This window comes from Mycobacterium branderi, assembly GCF_010728725.1.
Classification (GTDB): Bacteria; Actinomycetota; Actinomycetes; order Mycobacteriales; family Mycobacteriaceae; genus Mycobacterium; species Mycobacterium branderi.
In genome coordinates, this window is the sequence record NZ_AP022606.1 from 520,294 (window position 1) to 540,066 (window position 19,773).

Genomic DNA, 19,773 nt, shown 5'->3' on the forward strand with positions numbered 1-19,773 from the left:
AAGCTATGGTCGCGATTCGGCCGCGTCGGCAGCCCTGGCTTCTGTCTCGCGGCACGCCCCGACGCGCTTTTGCCGGATCCACCAGCGCCGGTGCAGTTGCTGGCAGCCGTCGGCGGACTCCTGGCCGCCGATGTAACCGTTCGTGACGACCGTCGTGGGCAACCCGGCGGCCATGGCCGCGTGGAAGCCACGGTCCGAACCCGCGAACGCCAAGGCGCTCTCGGGCGTAATCCCCAGCTCCCACAATGCCAACCGGAACAGTTCGGCGTCACGGCCGGGCCGAGCCACATCGTCAACGGTGACAATCGTTTCGACGAGCCCGTCGCCGACCAATTGGCGGACCAACGGCTCTACCCGTACCCGCTGGCACGGGCTCACCACGCCGACCCAGATACCCGCGACGAACAAATCCATGACCAGGTCAACGAGGCCGTCTCTCGGCTCACGTTGGCGATCTGCCATGGCATCCAGGTCGAAGATCACCGCACGCAGGGGATTGACGTCGGAGTCCACCGCAGGGGCGCGGTCCCACCAGAACGTCCGTCGGGCCGTGGTCTGCACGCCCATAGCCTGCCCAGAGGCCGCAGCGTCGGGCGTCCCCCATTAGGGGGATTGGCGTGGCGAATTGGTCTTCGCGGCGATCGCAAGCGCGGCAAAGCCGGGCGCAGCGGGTCGCCGCCATGCTTAGGGTGAGGGCATGGCTGTGCGGCTTGTGCTGGTCGACGACCACGAGATGGTCATCGAGGGGCTCAAGGCGATGCTGGCTGCGTTCAAGGACCGGGTACAGGTCGTCGGACAGGCAATCGGCGCCGAGCGCGCAGTCAGCGTGATCGACGAACTCGAGCCCGACATCGTGCTGTGTGACGTACGCATGCAGGGCTCCAGCGGCCTGGACCTGTGTCTGGAGCTGCGCGAACGGCAGCCCGACCGCAAGGTCGTGATGTTGTCGGTGTACGACGACGAGCAGTATCTGTTTCAGGCGTTGCGGGTCGGGGCGTGCGGCTACCTGTTGAAAAGCATCAGCAGCGACGATTTGGTCCGCCAGCTGGAATTGGCCCACAGCGGCGAAACGGTGATCGATCCCGGCATGGCGGCGCGCGCTGCGGACACCGCGGCACGCTTGCAGCGCAACGAGTTCTGGCCGGGCGCCCGCCAAGGTCTGACCCAACGCGAAAGCGAGATCCTGTCGTACATGGTGAGTGGGCTGTCCAACCGCGGCATCGCCAACAAACTCGTCATCGGCGAGGAAACGGTCAAGAGCCACCTGCGTTCGATCTACCGCAAGCTCGGTGTCGCCGACCGCACCGGCGCGGTGGCCACGGCACTGCGCGAAGGCATTTACCAATGACCCCACGCAACCGTCCGTCGAACGCAGTGCGCGATCTTGTTGACGCCGACCGCGAATTGGTGCTGCTGCGCGAGCTCATCCAGGCCGCCTCCAGCGGACCCGCAGTAGAACCACTGGCCGCCGCGGCCGCCCGGATGATCACCGCGGCCACCGGGACCGATGTGTGTTTCGTGCACGTCCTCGACGACAGCGACCGGTCGCTGACCCTGGCCGGTGCGACGCCGCCGTTCGACGGCCAGGTGGGAAAGATCCGGCTGCCGTTGGGCTCCGGGATTTCCGGTTGGGTGGCGCGGCATCGCGAGCCGGTCGTGATCACCGACGACAAGGAAGCCGACCCGCGGTATCTGCCGATCCAGTCGCTGCGCGGACGGGACTTCACCTCGATGGTGTCGGTGCCGATGGAAACCGACCCGGGCGGGCTGGTCGGCGTGCTCAACGTGCATACCGTCGCGCGACGCGAATTCACCGACGGCGACGTGGAATTGCTGCGTGTCATCGGCCGCCTGATCGCGGGCGCGTTACACCAGGCGCGGCTGCATCGCCAGCTGGTGGCCCGCGAACGCGCCCACGAGCTGTTCGTCGAGCAGGTGATCGAGGCGCAGGAAATCGAACGTCGCCGGCTGGCCGGCGACATTCACGACGGGATCTCGCAGCGCCTGATCACGCTGTCCTACCGGCTGGACGCCGCGGCCCGCGCCGTCAGCACCGATCCGGTGGAAGCCTCCGGGCAACTCGACGAGGCCCGCCAACTGGCCCGGCTGACCTTGGAAGAGGCCCGCGCCGCGATCAGCGGCCTGCGCCCGCCGGTGCTCGACGACCTCGGGCTGGCCGGCGGGCTGGCCAGCCTCGCCCGCTCGGTGCCGCACCTGGATCTCGAGCTCGACCTGTCCGATACCCGGCTGCCCGAGCACATCGAGCTCGCGCTGTACCGCATCGCCCAGGAAGGGTTGCAGAACATTGTCAAACACGCCCACGCGACCACGGCGCGGCTGCGGTTCGCGGTCGACGGCGATACCGCCCGGCTCGAAATCGTCGACGACGGTGTCGGTTTCGATACGTTCGAGAATCCACTGGGCGGCGACGAGATGGGTGGCTACGGAGTGTTGTCGATGGCCGAGCGGGCCGAGTTGGTCGGCGGGCAGCTCAACATCCGGTCACGACCCGGCGCCGGGACCGCGGTCACCGCGACGATCCCGGTGCCGCCGGTGCTGGAGTAGTGGCGAGCCATCAGAAGTCGCCGGCGTTGTGGCGCAAGGTTTCGATCGACGACACCAGCGCCCGCGCCTCCTGCTCGGACATCCCGATGTCGCCGAACACCTGCTCGTTGAGCGTGACGGTGGCGTCCTCGACCGTCGAGCGGCCCAGGTCGGTGATCTGCACCAGCGTGGTGCGCCCGTCGGTGGGGTGCGGCACCCGCTGCACCAGCCCGTCGGCCTCCAGCCGGCGAATCGCATGGGTGACGCTGGTGACGTGAACCTGCAGCAGGTCGGACGCCTTGGTAATCGGCAACGCCCCGGTGCGGCTGAATGCCAGCAGCCGCAGCAGCTCGTACCGCGAAAAGCTCAGATCGTAGGGGCGCAACGCGTTCTCGACGCGGGCCAGCAGAATCTGGTGGGCCCGCATCACGGACGTGACCGCGACCATGCCCTGCGCGACGTCGCCCCAGCCGGCGCGCTCCCAGTTGGCCCGCGCCGCAGCGATCGGGTCGCGACTCTCGGAGCTCGAAGCGGCCACGCCCTTTCTTACCGCACTTTCGAGCGGATTCGGGTCAGCAGCGCGACTTTGCCACCGCGGACAGCACCGCCCGCGTCGATGCCCGGTTGCCGACGGTGATGCGCGCGCCGCCGTCGGCGTAGTAGCGGACCCGCAGCCCACTGTCCGCGAACACCTCGTGCCACGGCCGACCCCTCGGCGGCAGGAACACGAAGTTGGCGTGCGCATCGGTGCTGTAAACCCCCATCGCGGACAACCGGGTCCGCAGATGGCGGCGCTCGTCGGCGATCCGCCGAATACGCTGTCCCAGTTGGTCTTCCGCCTGATACGACGACGCCACCGCTAACAGGCTGGTGATCGGCATGCCGAACGGCAACTGCTTGCTCCACAGCGTTCGGATCAGGCTCGTCGACCCGAGGCCGTAGCCGATCCTCAGCCCGGCCAGCCCGTACGCCTTGGAGAAGGTCCGCACCACCACCACGTTGGGAAACCGGTCGACCAGCGTCCTCACGTCGATGCGGTGCTGGGGAGCGACGAACTCGATGTACGCCTCGTCGAGCACGACGATCACCTCCGGCGGCACCCGGTGCAAAAATCGCACCACCTCGTCGGCCGGCTCCAACGTGCCGGTCGGGTTGTGCGGCCGGCACAACACCACCACCCGGGCGTTCGCGGCGGCGACGGCCATGGCGCCGAGGTCGTGGTGGCCATGCTCGTCGAGTGGCACGGTCGTCGAAACCAGCCGGGCGATCTGGGCGAAGATCGGATACCCGTCGAACGTCGGTGACGTCATGACGATCGTGTCGCCCGGATCGGTCACCGCGTGCAGCGTCTGCATCACCACACCGGTTGCACCAGCACCGAGCACCACCTGTTCCTCGCCCACGCCGATACGATCGGCAATCAGCCGGCGCAACCGCTCGGGCAGAAATTCCGGATAGCGGTTGGCCGCGTCGATCGAGCGGATCAGCGCAGAGCGCACCGCCGGCAGCGGCGGAAACGGATTTTCGTTGAGCGACAAGGCGAGTGGATCGATTGCGTCGGGCAGCCCGTCGTCGATCATCACCGAAGCCGCCGGCGCCGACATCAGTCTCGTCCGCCCCACCGGACGGCGGCCGCCCCGGCGAAGTCACCGGCATGCGCGAACGCGGCCATCAGCACCACATCGCCCGCCGTGACCTTGCCGTCGGATATCGCGCGGTCCAGGTTGATCGGGATGCCGGCGCCGAACAGGTTGCCGCACTCGTCGAAGGTATCGACGTGTGACGATTCGGGCACCTCGAGGGCTTCCCGCCAGTTGCGCAGGAACACCCGGTTGGGCTGATTAGTGACCAGCAGGCCAATATCCTTGGAGCTCAGCCCGATTCGATCGCACACTGCGAGCGCGACTTCGGGAACCTGGCGGTTGCCGCGGGCCAGCACCTTGGCGATCTTGGTTTCGGTGAACCCGATGCAACCTTCCCCCGGGCCGGGCTGCCACCACTTACGGGGCGGATCCATCGCGATCGTCATGTCGCCGGCGTATTCGCCGTAGGTACGGCATTCGACGTCGAGGATCGGTGATCGCTCGGACAGCGTCACCAACGCCACCGCGGCGCCGTCACCCGGAACTGCCGACTGCGCTTTGCGGCGCACACCGGGTTGGTCGAAGACCTGCCCCGCGGCGTTCTGCGCGATCGCGATCAGCGCGCTGGCCCCTTCGCCGGATGCCAGGAGTCGGCGGGCCACGTTGAGCGCCAACACAAATGCCGCGCATCCGCCGTTGTGCAGGTCGAGTACCCAAGATGGCCGCATGCCCAAGCGGTGTGCGATGCCACCACCCGCGCCGTAGAACGGCATGTCGGGCATCTGCGTGTGGGTGATGAGTACGTCGATGTTGGAGACCGCGTCATGACCATGACGCTCGATCAGCCCGGCGGCGGCGCGTTCGATCATGTCGACGGCGGTTTCGTCGGGTGCGACGTGATGGCGGAATTCGGGTGCGCGAAACATCAGATTGTCACGCAGCTCGTCGGATTCGGCGAATTGCGCGTAATAGTCGGCGCCGATCGGCTCGCCAGGTAGGTACGTGGAGACGTCGACGAGGCTGACTTGGCTCATGGCGGTGTTCATCTCATCCAGGCTGGGGTGATCGGCAAACCGTTGCGATGCCGGTATTCGGCGATCGCCTTCAGGTTGTTCAGCTCTAGCCCGTGACCCGCGCCGAAGAGGTCCCAGAAGTCGCCCACCCAGCCGGTGCGACCCGCCGGTGCGGCCTCGGGATACGGGTTGTGGTCGTAGAACGGGTGGCGGCAATTGGTCCACAGCACAACGGAACCCGGCTTGTTCAGCACCACCTGCGCGTCGAGGACCCGCATCACGTAGATCATCCACAGATGCTTGCCCTGATCCCACGCGCAGTGGTAGTCGACGGTGCGCGCCTCGGAGTTGGCATACGTGCGGGTGTAGATCTTGGTGTCGGGAAGCAGTCGGTCGTAGGCCTCCCACAGGCCCGGCTCCTCGGTGGGAGTGAAGCCGCGCAGGGTGTAGGTCCACTCCTCGAGGCTGCGGGTGTCGGATAAGTACTCGAACAGCTCGTCCGCTGGGCAGTCGACGTAGTCGTTGACCGTGCAGTACTGGCCGAACACCTCGTCGTGCGGGTACACCGAGCGCATCTTGGCCATGAACATCGGCGCGGTTTCTTCCAGCGGCGAGGTCTCGATGCGGACCACCCCGTCGATATCGTCAAGCGCTGGCAGGGACATGGGTTCGGTCCTCCTCATGGTTCGTAATACGTTGTCGACCAATCTGATTCAGGAACGCCGCGAAAGGCGGGATCTCGTCGGCCGAGCATGCGACGCTGACTACTGATGGCCCGTCGACGTCCATCGCGTGCTGGATCGCCGCGGGTAACGCGTCGAGGTCGGCGACGTCGACCGAGGACAACCCGGGGAACATGGCCGCCAGCCCGGCGCCGAGATTGCTGGGGCTGAACCGGTTGTAGCTGTAGAGGTCGTCGTAGAAGAGCTGCTCGCGGGTGACGCACATGGCGTGGGCGTTGTTGTTGAACAACACGAACGTCACCGGCAGCCGGTATTGCACCGCGGTGTGCACCTCCATGCCGTGCATGAAAAACGCTCCGTCTCCGGCGATGACGACGGTGCGCCGGGCCCGGCCGAACGCCATCCCGATACCGGCACCGAAGCTGTAACCCATCCCGCCCATGCCGAGCGCGACGGCGAATCGGCCGCCGCGCCGCACCGGCAGGTAGTGGATTGCGGCCGCTCCGGTGTTGCCGGCGTCGACCACGATGTCGGCGCCGGCGGGCAGCGCAGCGTCCAGCACCGCCATAGCGTCGCGGTAGCGCACACCCGGACCGTCGACGGCCGGGGGCCGCAGTTCGGTACGCGCCACGACGTCGGGCACCCGCAGGCCGGTGGGCCTCCCGCCGCCGGACAACTCCCGGGTCAGCATGCTCAGCGACAGGCGCACGTCGTCGGTATGCACGTGCGTGCACGGCAGGTACGGCGGCGCCGAGCCGATCGAGATCGTTCGCGTCGCCGCCAGCGCGTCGTCGAGGCCGGCGCGCGCGGTCACCGACAGCCGGGTGCCCACCACCAGGCACAACGCGCTGCCCGCCACCGCCTCGGCCACGCCGGGATGACCCATCACGCCGGTGAGTCCGAGCGCCGACGACGATCCGAAACCCGGTGTACCGGCAACGTCCTTGGCATCGGGCACGCACGCCACCCGGGCACGCAACAGGGCGCGCAGCTCCTCGAGCTCTCGGCGAGCGTCATCGCGGGCCACCTGCTCGCCGGCGACGATCGTGACCGGTCCGTTGGCGCGGCGCAGGGCACGCACAATCGGATGCAGGTCGCCGATCCGCGGCGCCGCAGCCTCGAGTTCGTAGCCATTGGCGGCGACGAGTCCTTGCTGAATGTCCTTGGGCAGCAACAACACCGCCGGACCCCCGGTTCGCGCGGCGGCGACTGCGGCAGGCAGGGCCGACGCGATGTCGCCGGGTGCCATTACCCGTCGGCAGAACACCGATACCGCGGAAAACAACGCCTCGGCGTTCAGCGAACCGTTGCGGCCGCTGGTGTCCTGAAAACTGCCACGGCCGTCCATCGTCGTCGCAGGCTGACCCGCCAGCGCCAACACCGGCACCCGGCTGGCGAACGATTCCCCCAGTCCCGGAACGAGATTCAGCGCACCTCCGCCCGATGTCGCCGCCACCACGCCTAATCGGGCGCCGCCGCGGCTGTAACCGTCGGCCATCGCCGCGGCGGAGAATTCGTGCTTGGCCAGCACAGCGGTGACGTCGGAGCGGAAATGCGCTGCATCGTAAAGGTCTTCGATGTTGGCGCCGTCGACACCGAAGATGTAGTCGACTCCGATCCGCGCGAGATATTCGACGATGTGGTCGACCACCCGGTGTTGCCTGGCCATACCGGTAATACGACTGCCGGGTGGCCTTGGTTCACCCTGGCGCGGAATTTACAGCGAACGCTCCAGCAACACGTTGCCGTTGTCGGCGGAAACCACTTGCACCGCGGCGATTTGGTCGACAGGCGTGGAAATACTTCCGGCGGGCGTCGCCGTGTGGCCGGGTTCGGCCACCCAGGTGGCCAGCCGAGTGCGACTGCCGTCCCGGCCCACCACCACCATCGCCAACCGGTCGTGGTGGGCGTACACCGGCGCCAGGCAAACGCATTTCATGTCGATATAGGTTCCCCAGTTCTGGCCGCTGACCGACACGGTCGATGCCAGCGCTTTGGTCCCTACCTGCGCCATCTCCAGCGTCGACGCGCTCGGCTGGGGCGCGGCGGGGGCGCTTGCCTGCGGCGGCGCGGGCACAACGGCCGGGGAGTGCGGCTTGACGCCGACGAACACGCCGATCGCCAGCACCGCGGCCGCTGCGCCCGAGGCTGTCCACGTGATCACACGGGAGCGACGCCGCCGCCAGGCCACCTTGGCCAGCAGTGACGGCAGCATCTCGGGAGGCACGGATGCATCGCCGGTGTGGTCCGCCGCCTCGATCGCGGCCACCACGTTGTCGTCGAGCCGCGAGAGCAGGGCCGGCATGCCACTGAGTTCGGCGACAGCGCTGCGACACGACGCGCAGCCACGCAGGTGCGCCTCGAATTCCTGCCGGTCGGCGTCCGACAGCGAACCCAGCACGTAGGCGGCGTCCCACATCGCGTACTCGTGGTCGTCGCCCGGGGCTCGCCCACCGTCACCGGTTGGGCCGGCGCCCCATCGAGTAATCATCGGGTAACCCCCATCTCCTGAAGGGTGAGTCGTAGGGCTCGCAGGGCGTAATGCAGGCGTGATTTCACGGTACCCTCGGCAATCCCGAGGTCGGCGGCGATCGCAGATGTGGTCCAGCCCCGGTAGTACGAGCGGGAGACCACGGCGCGATGCTCGGGCGACAATTGCGCCATCGCCTCCGCGATCAGCATCCGGTCCAGGGCCGAATTGACCTCGTCGGGACCGGCCTGCTCCGGCGCGGCGTCCAGCGAGCTGACTTCGTTTCGCGAACGCGCACTTCGGCTTTGGTCGATGATCATGTTGCGGGCGACGGTGAACAGCCAGGCCCGCGCCGAGCGCTCGCCGTCGCCGACGACCTCGGGATGCTGCCAGGCCCGCAGCAGCGTCTCCTGCACGACGTCTTCGGCCCGGGCCCGGTCACCAGTCAACCGGACGGCAAAACGCCACAACGCCGCGGCGTGCTCGTCGTAGAGCGCTTTCATCAACGCCTCTTCCGGAGCCGCCCGCCCGGTGGCATCCCGGACCCGATCGTCCATCACCAGCCTCACTGTGAGTACACGAATCAAACGCCTGTTTCGTTCACGTGGCTAACCTCTGCTGCGTCGGTGATCCAGTTGCCGTGGAAGCCGTGCGGCACCCGCCGCGGCATCCGCACGCGGGCAACCGGTTCCCCACCGAAATCCGACGCGTCGAGGATCACCAGATCGCTGCCGTCGCGAACCGGGTCGTACACGTAGCTCAGGTACCAGCCCGCCGACTCGTCCGACTGTTCGCCCGCGGGCACGAACACCGCCTCATCGGCAGTGCCGCGACTGCCGAACCGGTGTTCTTCGGCCGTATCGCGTAAGAGGTCGTAGCGCACCAGGCAGTTGGTGCCGACCGCGACGGAGTAGCGAGCCGGCCGGCCGGTTCGCCTGTCGTCGATCCGGGGGAACTCGATGGCGCGGTCGTCGAGTTGTTGCTCGTCGACCTTGCCGGCGTCGGTGTCGATGGTCCATTGCCACAGTGCCGCGCCAGTGTCGAACACACTGTCCTCTCGCCACAATTCTGGGTAGCGAACCACCTGCAGCACAATGGAATTGACACTGTCGTACGCATTGGCAAGGTGGAAGACGTAGCACGGGTCGACGTCGAACCAGCGCACCGCGCCGTACGGGTCGTCGCGGCGCAGCACACCGAGACGCGCGCCGTAGGAGTCGTCCCACCGGTAGGGCACGTCCTGATCGGCTTGCATGGTCAAGGCAACGCCCAGGTCGAATACCAGTGGCAGGTCGAAGAACACGACATGTTCGGCGGTCAACGCGAAGTCGTGCATCAGCGTGAGCGCCGGGACGTCGACGGGGCGGCTGATGGTCAGCTCGCCGTCGGCATTCGCCCGGTGGTAGGTGACGTGCGGGGCGAAGATGCCGCCGTAGCCGAAGAAGTGCAACTCGCCGGTATCCGGGCAGATCTTCGGGTGTGCCGTCATCGCGTCAGCCAGCTTGCCGCCGAAGTCGTAGGCGCCCAACGTTTTCAGATCGTTGGTGATCTCGTACGGCAGCGACGTCTCCATCAGCGCCAGCGTTTTGCCCGCGTGCCGGACGACGTGGGTGTTGGCGACGCTGGAGCGCAGGTTGCGGGTGCCGTCGGCGTTGTATGTCGGGAACGGATCGGCGAAGCTCTCGGTGCGCACCCAGCGGTTGCGGTACCACGCGACACGGCCGTTCTCGAGCCGCACCCCGTGCACCATGCCGTCGCCGACGCACCAATGTCCCTGGGCCTCGCGCGGGTTCGGGCCGTTCCGCAGGTACCAACCATTGAGCTCGCTGGGAATGTGTCCCTCGACCGGGAGATCCAGGACGGTCAGCTCGTCGGGCACCGGCGCATAGTTCGCGGTGCGAAAGACCGGGAACACAGTCTGCTCCGGCACGGCGTTGGCCGCCGACCGGCTTGCGGGCGTGCCGACCTTGTCGAGCACAAGCAGGGGCGCAGCATGTGCAGGTTGCTCGTCGAGCGCGGCCACCTCGTCGGGAGAGAGCAGGGCCAGCAGAGCCGGCATGTCGGCCAGTTCGTCAACGGCCTGCCGGCATGACGCGCAGGCACCCAGATGCGTCTCGAATTCCCGCCGCTCGGCTGCCGACAGCGACCCCAGCACGTAAGCCGCGTCCCACGTCGCATAGTCATGGCCGCCGTAGGGTTCACCGTTGTGGGCCATGCCGTGGCCGTGTGCGCGCGTCATGGCGTCACCCCCATCTCCCTCAACGTCTGTCGCAAGGCGCGCAACGCATAGTGCAGCCACGACTTCGCGGTTCCCTCTGGGATCCCCAGCTCGGCCGCGATTTGCCCGATAGGCAGCCCCTGGTAGTAGGCGCGGTGGACCACCGCGCGATGTTCGGGGGACAACCGCGCCATCGCATCGGCCATCAGCGCCCGGTCCAGCCCGGCATCGGCTTCGGGAATATCCATCACCAGCCCTCCGGTGAAATACGACTCAAACGCCCATCTGGTTCACCGGCGCTGTACACGTGGGTCAGCCAGTCGAGGTCACCGCCACGATGTGTGTTCCCAGTGTGGACCCGATGGAGTTTGGGCGCCAGACATCCAGCTGTGGAATCGGCCGTCGGGGTCGTAGGCCGCGCGCACCTGGTCCAGCCGTGCCATGGTGGATTCGGTGACGAATCGCGCCGGTCGCCGGCACAAGTTCTCGTCGGCGAGCGAGATGCCGGTCGACAGATGCGACATCGCCGCCATGTTCGACGCGGCCCAGTCCCGGTACCGTTCGTCGTCGGCCGGATCCCGCCAGATGGTGTAGAGCGCCAGGTAGATTTGGTCCTCCAGGCCGTACACCTCGTCGTCGCGTTCCGGGGACGTGTTCCACCCGGTGAAGATGAAATGCGACGGGTGCGGTGGCATGGTTTCGATGATTTTGCGGATGCCGGGCAGTAGTTCCTCGGCCGAAGCCGACGTGAACATGCTGTCGGCGATATAGCGGTAACCCTTGGGATAACTGGCCATCACGGCGCCATACCAGTTGGCCAAGGTGGTGGGCGCGTACGGCAGGTTGACGATCGCCTTGTCGATGACAGGGCAAGTCCCCAGCGGCGCAAGGGCTTTGACAGCTTCCTCTTCGGACTTGGCGAACACGGGTGAGGCGATCGTGATGCCGGGCTCGTCCCGCCCGGCCGCCGGAAGGCTACGCGCGGTGTGGATCTGCAGTTCGACGCTGGCGTCGATCTCGCAGCGGACAGCACGTCCCCAGCTGAAGACCTCGTCGGCGACGTCGATCGGGTACATGTACAGGCAGGTGCCCCAGACCGGCGGGCGCGGGTAAAGCCGCAACCTGAAAGAGGTGACCACGCCGAAGAAGCCCGGACCCGACCCGCGGGCCGCCCAGTACAGGTCGGGGTGGTTCTCCGGGTCGCAGTAAACCTGGTCACCGTCGGCGGTGACGACCTGCAGCCCGAGCACGCTCTCGCAGGCCGGCCCGAGCGCCGGGCTGTTCCAGCCGTATCCGCCCTGCAGGAGATAGCCGCCGAGGCAGATGCCTTCACAGTGGCCGGCCGGGAAGAAAAGCCCCTGCGCATCCAGTTCGGCGGCGAAGACGCTGGCGACCTTGCCCGGCCCGACGTCGGCGGTCATCCGATCCGGGTCGACGCTGCAGTGATCGAGGCGGCTGACGTCGAGCAGCACGCCGCCGTCACGGAGGTGGCTGGCGGTCCAGCTGTGTCCGCCGGACCGTACGCCGACGCGATGCCCGTTCGCGCGCGCATAGCGTAGGGCTGCCACTACGTCGTCGGTGTCGTGCGCCTGCACGATCACATCGGGAAAGCGGTCGGGCACCAAACCATTCCATACCGTTGCGCGGCGAGCTGCCTCATACCCGTCGGAGCCGCGACAGAAGACCTTGTCGGCGGATATCATTGCAGCACCTCGCTTTTAGCCCGCCGCGGCGCCGTTGAAAGATAGGCCGCGACTTGGCTCGCCAGCGGCGTCGCAGCGAGCCGAATGGCCCGCAGTGGGCCATTGGGCGGGATGCCGTATCCGATGGCGAACATTCCGTCGGCGAGGTGCGAGGCAAAGCCGCCGCGCGGGTTGCCGCGCTCGTCGAGTACGCCCAGGTGGCCGACCAGACCGTGAAGGTCGGTGCGAAACCCGGTGGCAGCGATGATCGTCTGCGGCGTTACCGATGTGCCGTCGGTCAGGATCACACGGTCGGATTCGATCGCCTTGACGGCGGCCACGACGGCCACGTGCCCGGCTCGCACAGTGTCGACGAGCTCGTCGGCCAGCGTGGGGATCCGGCCGCGCGTTTCCACCGTCGCCTTCAGTCCGAGCGGCGGCCGGCCAAAACCGCAGGCCGCCAGGTCTTTCCACATCAGGCGGTTGAGCCGCCCGATCACCGGGTCGACCAGCCGCGCCGGGACCCGCGCAAACAGTTCGAGGAAGATGTCCGACGGAACCGGCCCGATGGCCCGCCGCACCAGGTGCGGCGGGGTACGTATCGCAAGCCAGATCCGACGGGCGCCGGCGGTGGCGAGTTGGACGGCGATGTCGGCGCCCGAATTGCCGGCGCCGACAACCAGGACGTCGCGACCGCGGTAGGGCCAGGCATTGGTGAAGTTCCCGGAGTGCACGAGCTCGCCCGTGAAGCCACTCAACCCGGGCCAGGGCGGGACGGTAGGTGCGCTGTAGTTTCCGGTGGCGAGAACGACTGCCGCGGTTCGGATTTCACCCGACGACGTGTCCAGGTGCCACGCTCCCCCGGCCCGGTCGATGCGACGGACGTCGCACCCGAGCCGCAGCGCGATGTTTTGCTGCGCAGCGTAGTGGTCGAAATAGCGGACCATGTCCTCTTTGGTCGGCCAGCGGCCGGCGTTCAGCGGAATCCGTTGCCCGGGAAGATGCGACAAGAATCCGTTGGTGTTGAGCCGGAAGTTGTCATAGCGCCTGCGCCATGAAATCGCCGGCGCCGCCGCTCGATCGAGGACGAGCGCCGTGACGCCGTGCCGATGGCCGAGTTGGCGCGCCACCGCCAGGCCGGCGGGCCCCGCCCCGACGACCACAGCCTCAGGTTCGTCGTCACTGGGCAGGCGAGGACCTCGGGTCACAGCAGTAATACGAGCCGCGACCGATGATGGTTCAGTCGGTCAGGTGGTCCACCGGTTCAGCGCCGGACCGGCCCGGCCAGCGTGAGGATCCGGGGACCGTCCTTGGTCACTGCGACAGTGTGCTCCCAGTGTGCGGCGCGCGACCCGTCGGCGGTGATGACCGTCCATTCGTCGTCGAGCACCTTGGTTTTGGTGGTGCCCAGCGTCAGCATCGGCTCAATCGCCAATACCGATCCGACGGCCAGCAGCGGGCCGCGTCCCGGGGCGCCTTCGTTGGGCAGGAACGGATCCATGTGCATGTGCCGGCCGATGCCGTGACCGCCGTAGCCCTCGACGATGCCGAACCCGCGGCCGAAGCGCTTCTCGGCGGCGTGCGTGGCGGTTTCGATGGCGTGCGAGACGTCGGTCAACCGGTTGCCGACCACCATCGCGGCGATCCCGGCCTCCAACGACTCCCTGGTCGCCTCCGACAGCGCCTCGTCGGCGTCGGTAAGCTGCCCGACCCCGAACGTGACCGCCGCGTCCCCGTGCCAACCGTCGAGGATGGCGCCGCAGTCGATCGACACCAAATCGCCGGGCGCCAGGATCTCTTCGGCGGACGGAATGCCATGCACCACACGGTCGTTCACCGAGGAGCAGATCGACGCCGGATAGCCGTGATAGCCCAGGAACGACGGCGTGGCGCCGGCGTCGCGGATCACCGATTCGGCGACTTCATCGAGGCTGCGGGTCGAGACCCCGGGCGCGGCCGCATCCTGCACCGCCCGCAGTGCGGCGGCCACCACCGCACCCGCCGCGGCCATCGCGTCGAGCTCACCGGCGCTGCGCTGCGGCACGACCTTGCGGCTGCGCAGCCCGGCCAGGGCGATCACGGTTACTTACCGAGGGCTTGCAGGGCGCGGGCGAACACCTCGTCGACGGTGCCGACGGCGTCGACCGTCTTCAGCTCGTGCTCATGCTGGTAGTACTCCAGCAGCGGCGCGGTCTCGTCGCGGTAGACGTTCATCCGGTTCAGGATGACCTCGTCGTTGTCGTCGGCGCGTCCGCGGCCTTTGAGCCGCTCGAGCAGCTCGTCTTCGGGCACGCGGAACTCAAGCACCGCATCGAGTTTGGTGCCCCGGCGTTCGAGCATGTCGTGCAGTGCCTTGGCCTGCTCCAGCGAGCGGGGGTAGCCGTCCAGGATGAAACCGGCCGCCGCGTCAGGGTGGTCGAGGCGGTCGTCGACGAGCTTGTTGGTCAGCTCGGAGGGCACCAGGTCGCCGGCGTCGAGGTAGCGCTTTGCTTCCAGGCCGAGTTCGGTACCCTCGCTGATGTTGCTGCGGAACAGCTCCCCGGTGGAAATCTGTGGGACTCCGAGTTTTTCGGCCAGCTTGACCGCCTGGGTGCCTTTTCCGGCGCCGGGCGGCCCGAGCAAAACGACTCTCACTTCAGGAACCCTTCGTAGTTGCGCTGCATGAGCTGGCTTTCGATCTGTTTGACCGTATCCAAACCGACGCCGATCATGATCAAAACCGCAGTACCGCCGAACGGCAGGTTCTGCACCTGGCCGGTGTTACCGATCTGCAAGAACAGGTTGGGCAGCACCGAGATCACGCCAAGGTAGATCGAGCCGGGCAACGTGATGCGGCTCAGCACAAAGCGCAGGTAGTCCGCCGTTGGCTTGCCCGGGCGGATGCCAGGAATGAAGCCGCCGAATTTCTTCATTTCGTCGGCGCGTTCGTCGGGATTGAACGTGATCGACACGTAGAAGTACGTGAAGAAGATGATCAGCCCGAAGTAGAGGCCGATGTAGACCGGGTCGGCGGGGTTCGACAGGTAGTTGCCGACGAACTTGTCCCACCAGGTGTTGCCGACGCCGCCGGTGCCGCTGCGGATGAGCTGGGTGATCAGATGCGGGATGTAGATCAGCGACGACGCGAAGATGACCGGGATAACGCCGGCCTGGTTGACCTTGAGCGGCAGATATGTCGAGGTGCCGCCGTACATCCGCCGGCCCACCATCCGCTTGGCGTATTGCACCGGGATGCGGCGCTGGCCCTGCTCGACGAACACCACGCCGACGATGATCACGAGCGCGGCCACCAGGACGGCGGCGAAGATCGGGCCGCCGCGGCTGTCCAGGATGGACTTGCCCTCGGCGGGGATGCGGGCGGCGATGCCGACGAAGATCAGCAGCGACATGCCGTTGCCGATCCCGCGCTCGGTGATCACCTCGCCCATCCACATCACCAGCGCCGCGCCTGCCGTCATCACCAACACGATGACGACCAGGGTGAAGATGCTCTGGTCGGCGATGATGTCCAGGCTGCAGCCCTGCAGCAGCCCGCCGTTGGCGGCCAGCGCCACGATGCTCGTGGCCTGCAGGATGGCCAGCGCGATGGCCAGATAACGGGTGTACTGCGTCATCTTGGCCTGGCCGGATTGACCTTCCTTGCGCAGCTCTTCGAAGCGAGGGATCACCACGGTCAGCAGCTGCACGATGATGCTCGCGGTGATGTAGGGCATCACCCCGACCGCGAACACGGTCAGCTGCAGCAGCGCGCCCCCGGAGAACAGGTTGATCAGCGAGTAGATCTGCGCCGCTTCGCCACCACTGACCTGGGCGATGCACTTCTGCACGTTCGGGTAGTCCACGCCGGGCGACGGGATCGACGCGCCGACCCGGTAGAGGATGACGATGCCCAGTGTGAACAGGATCTTCCGTCTCAGGTCGACTGTTCGCAGCGATGAGATGAAAGCCGAAAGCACTCTTCCTCCTGCGCAGCCGGGCTCTGGTCGCGGCGTGCCGATGGGGCTGGTCTGGCCAGCGTCGGTTGGTCCTGCGTTACGCGCCGACCCGCAGGCCAGGATATGCAGAGTCGCGCGTCAAGCAGTCTACGAGAGTAACAGCGCAGGCAGCGGTCCCCCGCATGCAGGCGTACAGTTCCTGCTGTCATTACATTGGCTAAGTATTCGAGGGGCGGCGAGTGAGCAGCACACGCTTTGAGGGAGACACCTGGGACCTGGCTTCCAGCGTCGGGGTGACGGCGACGATGGTGGCGGCCGCCCGGGCTGTGGCGACCCGGAGCCCCGACGCGCTGATCAACGACCAGTTCGCCGAGCCGCTGGTGCGGGCCGTCGGCGTCGACTTCTTCACCCGGATGGCCAGCGGTGAGCTCGATCCGCAGGATCTCGACGAGGACGAGGCCCAGGGCCTGCGCCGGTTCGCCGACGCGATGGCCATCCGCACCGAATTCTTCGACGGTTTCTTCGCCGACGCGGGTCGCGCTGGGATCCGGCAGGCGATCATCCTGGCCGCAGGGCTGGACTCTCGGGCCTACCGGCTGCCGTGGCCGCCCGGCACCACGGTGTTCGAGGTCGACCAGCCGCAAGTGATCGACTTCAAGACCGCCGCGCTGGCCGAGCTCGGCGCTCAGCCGACGGCGGATCGGCGCGTGGTGGCAATCGACCTGCGCGACGACTGGCCGGCCGCGTTGAAAGAGGCCGGCTTCGACCATGCGCAGCGCAGCGCGTGGGTCGCCGAGGGGCTGCTGGGCTATCTGCCCGCCGCCGCCCAGGACCGGCTGCTCGACCAGATCACCGAGCTGAGTGTGCCCGGCAGCCGGTTCGCCACCGAAGGCTTGGTGGACGTCAACGACCTCGGCGAAGCGGAACTGCGGCGCCGCATGCAGCGCCAAACCGACCGCTGGCGCAGCCATGGCTTCGAGCTAGACATGGCCGCACTGGTCTATTTCGACCACCGCACCGACGTGGCGACCTATCTGGCCGGCAAGGGCTGGCACACCGCCGGCGCCAGCGCGACGGACTTGCTGACCAAACATGGCCTGCCGCCGATCGACCCCGACGACGCCCCGTTCGGCGACGTCGTCTACCTCCGCGCGGAGCTGACCCGATGACACGCTCGGAACGCGACAGCTGGGATCTGGCGTCGAGCGTGGGTGCGACGGCGACGATGGTCGCCGCCGCCCGGGCGTTGGCGACGCGCGCCGAGCCCCCGCTGATCGACGATCCGTTCGCCGAGCCGCTGGTGCGGGCGGTGGGCATCGATTACTTCGTCCGCCTGCTCGACGGCGAGATCGCTTCGGGCGACCCCGCTCTGCCGGTGGATCCGCGCCACGTCGTCACGAACATCGCCGTGCGCACAAGGTTTTTCGACGACTTCTTCACCGCGGCGGCCAACGACGGTGTGCGGCAGGCGGTGATCCTGGCAGCCGGGTTGGACACCCGGGCCTACCGGTTGCCGTGGCCGGACGGCACGGTCGTCTTCGAGCTGGACCAGCCCGCGGTCGTCGACTTCAAGTCGGCGACGCTGTCGAAGCTGGGCGCCCAGCCGAGTGCCGAGCGGCGAACGGTGCCGGTCGATCTGCGGGAGGATTGGCCGGTTGCCTTGCGGGCCAACGGCTTTGACGAGAGCAAGCCGACAGCGTGGATCGCCGAGGGCCTGCTGTTGTACTTGCCGCCGGAGGCGCAGGACCGGCTGTTCGACATCATCACCGCGCTCAGCGCACCTGGCAGCCGGCTGGCCACCGAGTACCACCCCGACGGCGGCGCGGCGATGGCCGAGCGCAGCAAGACGATGGCACCGCACTGGCGGGAACACGGGTTGGACCTCGACCTGTCCGAGCTGGTGTATCACGGCGAGCGCAAGGCCGTGCCGGACTACCTGGCCGCGCACAACTGGACGATCGCTACCAGCAGCCGCGCAGAGCTGTTGAGCAGCTACGGCCTCGAGCTGCCCGACGACGCCGCGTCGGCGCCGATGCGCAACACCGTCGCGGTCACCGCCTTGTTGGGCTAGCGCCGGCGAGAACACCTCATCTCTCACACCCGCCTAGCCCCTTGTCGCTGATAGCCGGGCACGCCGAATCGGGGCTATCTACTGTCACCCGCGTTGCTGACGTGGCGGCAGTGGCATCAGTGAACTATTTGACGACGCTCGTCCCGGCTAAACCCCATGTTGTCGCTAGGAGGCGGGCACATCGCCATATCCCAAACTTCTTGAAACCGTTGGGAATACTGAGCTTCAGTCCAACGCAAGCGATGGCCGTTCGGCCAATTCCAAAAACCGGTGGTAGCGGTCGTCGGTCGCGCTCTCCCACGCCCGGTCGGGTTCGATGACACGCTCGATGCCCGCCCACCGAGCGGCGTCGGTCATCGACGACTCCAGCCCGACGGCCATTCGCGCCAGGAACGCCGCTCCCAGCGCCGCACCTTCCGCGACCGCCGACACCTGAACCGGCCGACCGGTCGCGTCGGCGATGGCCTGCATCCATGGCGCGACCCGGGTACCGCCGCCGGCGGCCACGATGCGCGACACCGGCGCGCCGCTGCGCTCGACAAGCTGCCGCACGACGAAACCCGACGCCTCGTAGGCAGCCCGGCGCAGCGCGGCGGCGTCGTGGGTGAGGTCCAGCCCGTCGAGCACCGCCCGTCGGTCCGGGTCGTGGTAAGGCACGCGCTCGCCACGCACATACGGCGACCACACCGGCACCCGTCGTGGCTCGACCGCCGCGGGGTCTGCCGGCGCAAGAAGACGGTCCACCCAGCCGAGGAACAGCCCGCCGGCATTGCTGGGGCCGCCGATCTGACTCTTGCCGGCGGCAGTGTGCGGGATGGTCCACAGGCCCGGCACCTGCCGGTGTTCGGAAATGGTCACCCAGACGATCAGCGTCGTGCCGCACAGCACCAGCACGTCGCCCTCCTGGTCGGCGCCGGCCACCAGTTGCTCGCACAACGCGTCGATCGCCCCGACCGCCAGCACCGTGTCCGTGTGGCGCACCTTGCCGGCCGCCGCGCCCGGGGCATCCACCCGCGGCATCCGGTCGACGGTCGCGCCGCAGTCCGTGCATGCCTGTTCGTTCCAGCCGGTGCCGTCGAACAACGGAAGGGTGGTGTAGGCGGTGGCGAAGTCGACTACCGCGTCGCCGGCCAGCGCGTGGTTGGCCACCGCCGGGGCCGGCCAGTAGCCGGCCGCGTCGGGCGCCTCGGCGGCTGTCCAGCGCAGGAACTCGGCCGCTTCCCCGGTCGGCGGGAACGACGCATCGCCGGCGACAACTACCCGCCCGCGGCCGTCGCCGTACAGCAGCCCGGGCGTAATCGGCCGGCCCGTGGAATCGACGGCGGTCAGCGACGGCACCATCGCCGACACCGCGGCGGCTTTTGCGTCAGGCCGCGCCAGCCGGTCCAGCGCGGCCAGTGGGCCGCGCCGCCACGCCTCGTCGGCGTCGTGCTCCAGCCGGTCCGGGGCGGGGACGCGCAGTTGGTGCGGAATGCGTGCCCGCGCGATGACCCGGCCGTTCTCGTCGGCGGCCACGGCCTTGACGGCGGTGCTGCCGATGTCGATGCCGAGTGTGACCTCTTCGCGTGACACGC

20 protein-coding genes are annotated in these 19,773 nt (G+C 67.7%); 4 read left to right on the top strand and 16 right to left on the bottom strand.

What is annotated here, in order from left to right; genetic code table 11:
* Positions 1-3: 3 nt before the first annotated feature.
* Positions 4-567, bottom strand: a complete 564-nt coding sequence (locus G6N47_RS02870; protein WP_083130110.1) for an HAD family hydrolase — start codon at positions 565-567, stop codon at positions 4-6.
* 130 nt (positions 568-697) lie between these two features.
* Between G6N47_RS02870 and G6N47_RS02875 the strand changes: the two genes are divergently transcribed.
* A complete protein-coding gene (locus G6N47_RS02875; RefSeq protein WP_083130111.1) occupies positions 698-1,348 on the top strand; it encodes a response regulator in 651 nt (216 codons plus the stop codon).
* Entirely contained in the window at positions 1,345-2,565 is a 1,221-nt protein-coding gene (locus G6N47_RS02880) for a GAF domain-containing sensor histidine kinase (protein WP_083130112.1), read from the top strand. The genes G6N47_RS02875 and G6N47_RS02880 overlap by 4 nt, the downstream gene beginning before the upstream one ends.
* Positions 2,566-2,575: 10 nt before the next feature.
* Here the strand turns inward: G6N47_RS02880 and G6N47_RS02885 are convergent, their stop codons facing one another.
* From G6N47_RS02885 to secY, 14 genes are all read right to left on the bottom strand, one after another.
* Positions 2,576-3,082 carry a MarR family winged helix-turn-helix transcriptional regulator gene (locus G6N47_RS02885; RefSeq protein WP_083130113.1) on the bottom strand — a complete coding sequence of 169 codons (507 nt, stop codon included), beginning with the start codon at positions 3,080-3,082 and terminating at the stop codon, positions 2,576-2,578.
* 34 nt (positions 3,083-3,116) lie between these two features.
* Positions 3,117-4,148 carry a pyridoxal phosphate-dependent aminotransferase gene (locus G6N47_RS02890; protein ID WP_083130114.1) on the bottom strand — a complete coding sequence of 344 codons (1,032 nt, stop codon included), beginning with the start codon at positions 4,146-4,148 and terminating at the stop codon, positions 3,117-3,119.
* Positions 4,148-5,173, bottom strand: coding sequence for a 3-oxoacyl-ACP synthase III family protein (locus tag G6N47_RS02895; RefSeq protein WP_083130115.1), 1,026 nt, complete (start codon positions 5,171-5,173; stop codon positions 4,148-4,150). Before G6N47_RS02895 ends, G6N47_RS02890 begins: the two co-directional genes overlap by 1 nt.
* Positions 5,170-5,805, bottom strand: coding sequence for an SRPBCC family protein (locus tag G6N47_RS02900; protein WP_083130116.1), 636 nt, complete (start codon positions 5,803-5,805; stop codon positions 5,170-5,172). The genes G6N47_RS02895 and G6N47_RS02900 overlap by 4 nt, the downstream gene beginning before the upstream one ends.
* Positions 5,786-7,492: a thiamine pyrophosphate-binding protein gene (locus G6N47_RS02905; protein ID WP_083130117.1), complete on the bottom strand. Its 1,707-nt coding sequence runs from the start codon at positions 7,490-7,492 to the stop codon at positions 5,786-5,788. The genes G6N47_RS02900 and G6N47_RS02905 overlap by 20 nt, the downstream gene beginning before the upstream one ends.
* A gap of 48 nt (positions 7,493-7,540) precedes the next feature.
* A complete protein-coding gene (locus G6N47_RS02910; RefSeq protein WP_083130118.1) occupies positions 7,541-8,314 on the bottom strand; it encodes an anti-sigma factor family protein in 774 nt (257 codons plus the stop codon).
* Positions 8,311-8,850: a sigma-70 family RNA polymerase sigma factor gene (locus G6N47_RS02915; protein ID WP_083130119.1), complete on the bottom strand. Its 540-nt coding sequence runs from the start codon at positions 8,848-8,850 to the stop codon at positions 8,311-8,313. The genes G6N47_RS02910 and G6N47_RS02915 overlap by 4 nt, the downstream gene beginning before the upstream one ends.
* 26 nt (positions 8,851-8,876) lie before the next feature.
* Positions 8,877-10,532 (bottom strand): carotenoid oxygenase family protein, encoded by a 1,656-nt coding sequence (locus tag G6N47_RS02920; RefSeq protein ID WP_083130120.1) that lies wholly within the window; start codon positions 10,530-10,532, stop codon positions 8,877-8,879.
* The gene (locus tag G6N47_RS02925) at positions 10,529-10,759 is read right to left on the bottom strand and encodes a sigma factor-like helix-turn-helix DNA-binding protein (protein ID WP_083130121.1); all 231 of its coding nucleotides are present in this window, start codon (positions 10,757-10,759) and stop codon (positions 10,529-10,531) included. The genes G6N47_RS02920 and G6N47_RS02925 overlap by 4 nt, the downstream gene beginning before the upstream one ends.
* 78 nt (positions 10,760-10,837) lie before the next feature.
* Complete coding sequence (locus G6N47_RS02930) at positions 10,838-12,214, bottom strand: FAD-binding oxidoreductase (RefSeq protein ID WP_083130122.1); 1,377 nt, start codon at positions 12,212-12,214, stop codon at positions 10,838-10,840.
* Positions 12,211-13,401, bottom strand: coding sequence for a flavin-containing monooxygenase (locus G6N47_RS02935; protein ID WP_232080110.1), 1,191 nt, complete (start codon positions 13,399-13,401; stop codon positions 12,211-12,213). The genes G6N47_RS02930 and G6N47_RS02935 overlap by 4 nt, the downstream gene beginning before the upstream one ends.
* Positions 13,402-13,457: 56 nt before the next feature.
* Entirely contained in the window at positions 13,458-14,273 is an 816-nt protein-coding gene (gene map, locus G6N47_RS02940) for a type I methionyl aminopeptidase (RefSeq protein ID WP_083130123.1), read from the bottom strand.
* A gap of 2 nt (positions 14,274-14,275) precedes the next feature.
* On the bottom strand, positions 14,276-14,827 hold the full coding sequence (locus tag G6N47_RS02945) for an adenylate kinase (protein ID WP_083130124.1): 552 nt from the start codon (positions 14,825-14,827) through the stop codon (positions 14,276-14,278).
* Positions 14,824-16,149 (bottom strand): preprotein translocase subunit SecY, encoded by a 1,326-nt coding sequence (gene secY / locus G6N47_RS02950; protein ID WP_045373430.1) that lies wholly within the window; start codon positions 16,147-16,149, stop codon positions 14,824-14,826. Before secY ends, G6N47_RS02945 begins: the two co-directional genes overlap by 4 nt.
* A 218-nt stretch (positions 16,150-16,367) precedes the next feature.
* On the opposite strand from secY, the gene G6N47_RS02955 reads away from it, so the two are divergent.
* Both G6N47_RS02955 and G6N47_RS02960 read left to right on the top strand, forming a co-directional pair.
* Positions 16,368-17,297: an SAM-dependent methyltransferase gene (locus G6N47_RS02955; protein ID WP_083130125.1), complete on the top strand. Its 930-nt coding sequence runs from the start codon at positions 16,368-16,370 to the stop codon at positions 17,295-17,297.
* Complete coding sequence (locus tag G6N47_RS02960) at positions 17,294-18,199, top strand: class I SAM-dependent methyltransferase (protein WP_083130126.1); 906 nt, start codon at positions 17,294-17,296, stop codon at positions 18,197-18,199. Before G6N47_RS02955 ends, G6N47_RS02960 begins: the two co-directional genes overlap by 4 nt.
* Positions 18,200-18,424: 225 nt before the next feature.
* On the opposite strand, the gene G6N47_RS02965 is transcribed toward G6N47_RS02960, so the two are convergent.
* Positions 18,425-19,771: a xylulokinase gene (locus G6N47_RS02965; protein WP_083130127.1), complete on the bottom strand. Its 1,347-nt coding sequence runs from the start codon at positions 19,769-19,771 to the stop codon at positions 18,425-18,427.
* Positions 19,772-19,773: the final 2 nt, after the last annotated feature.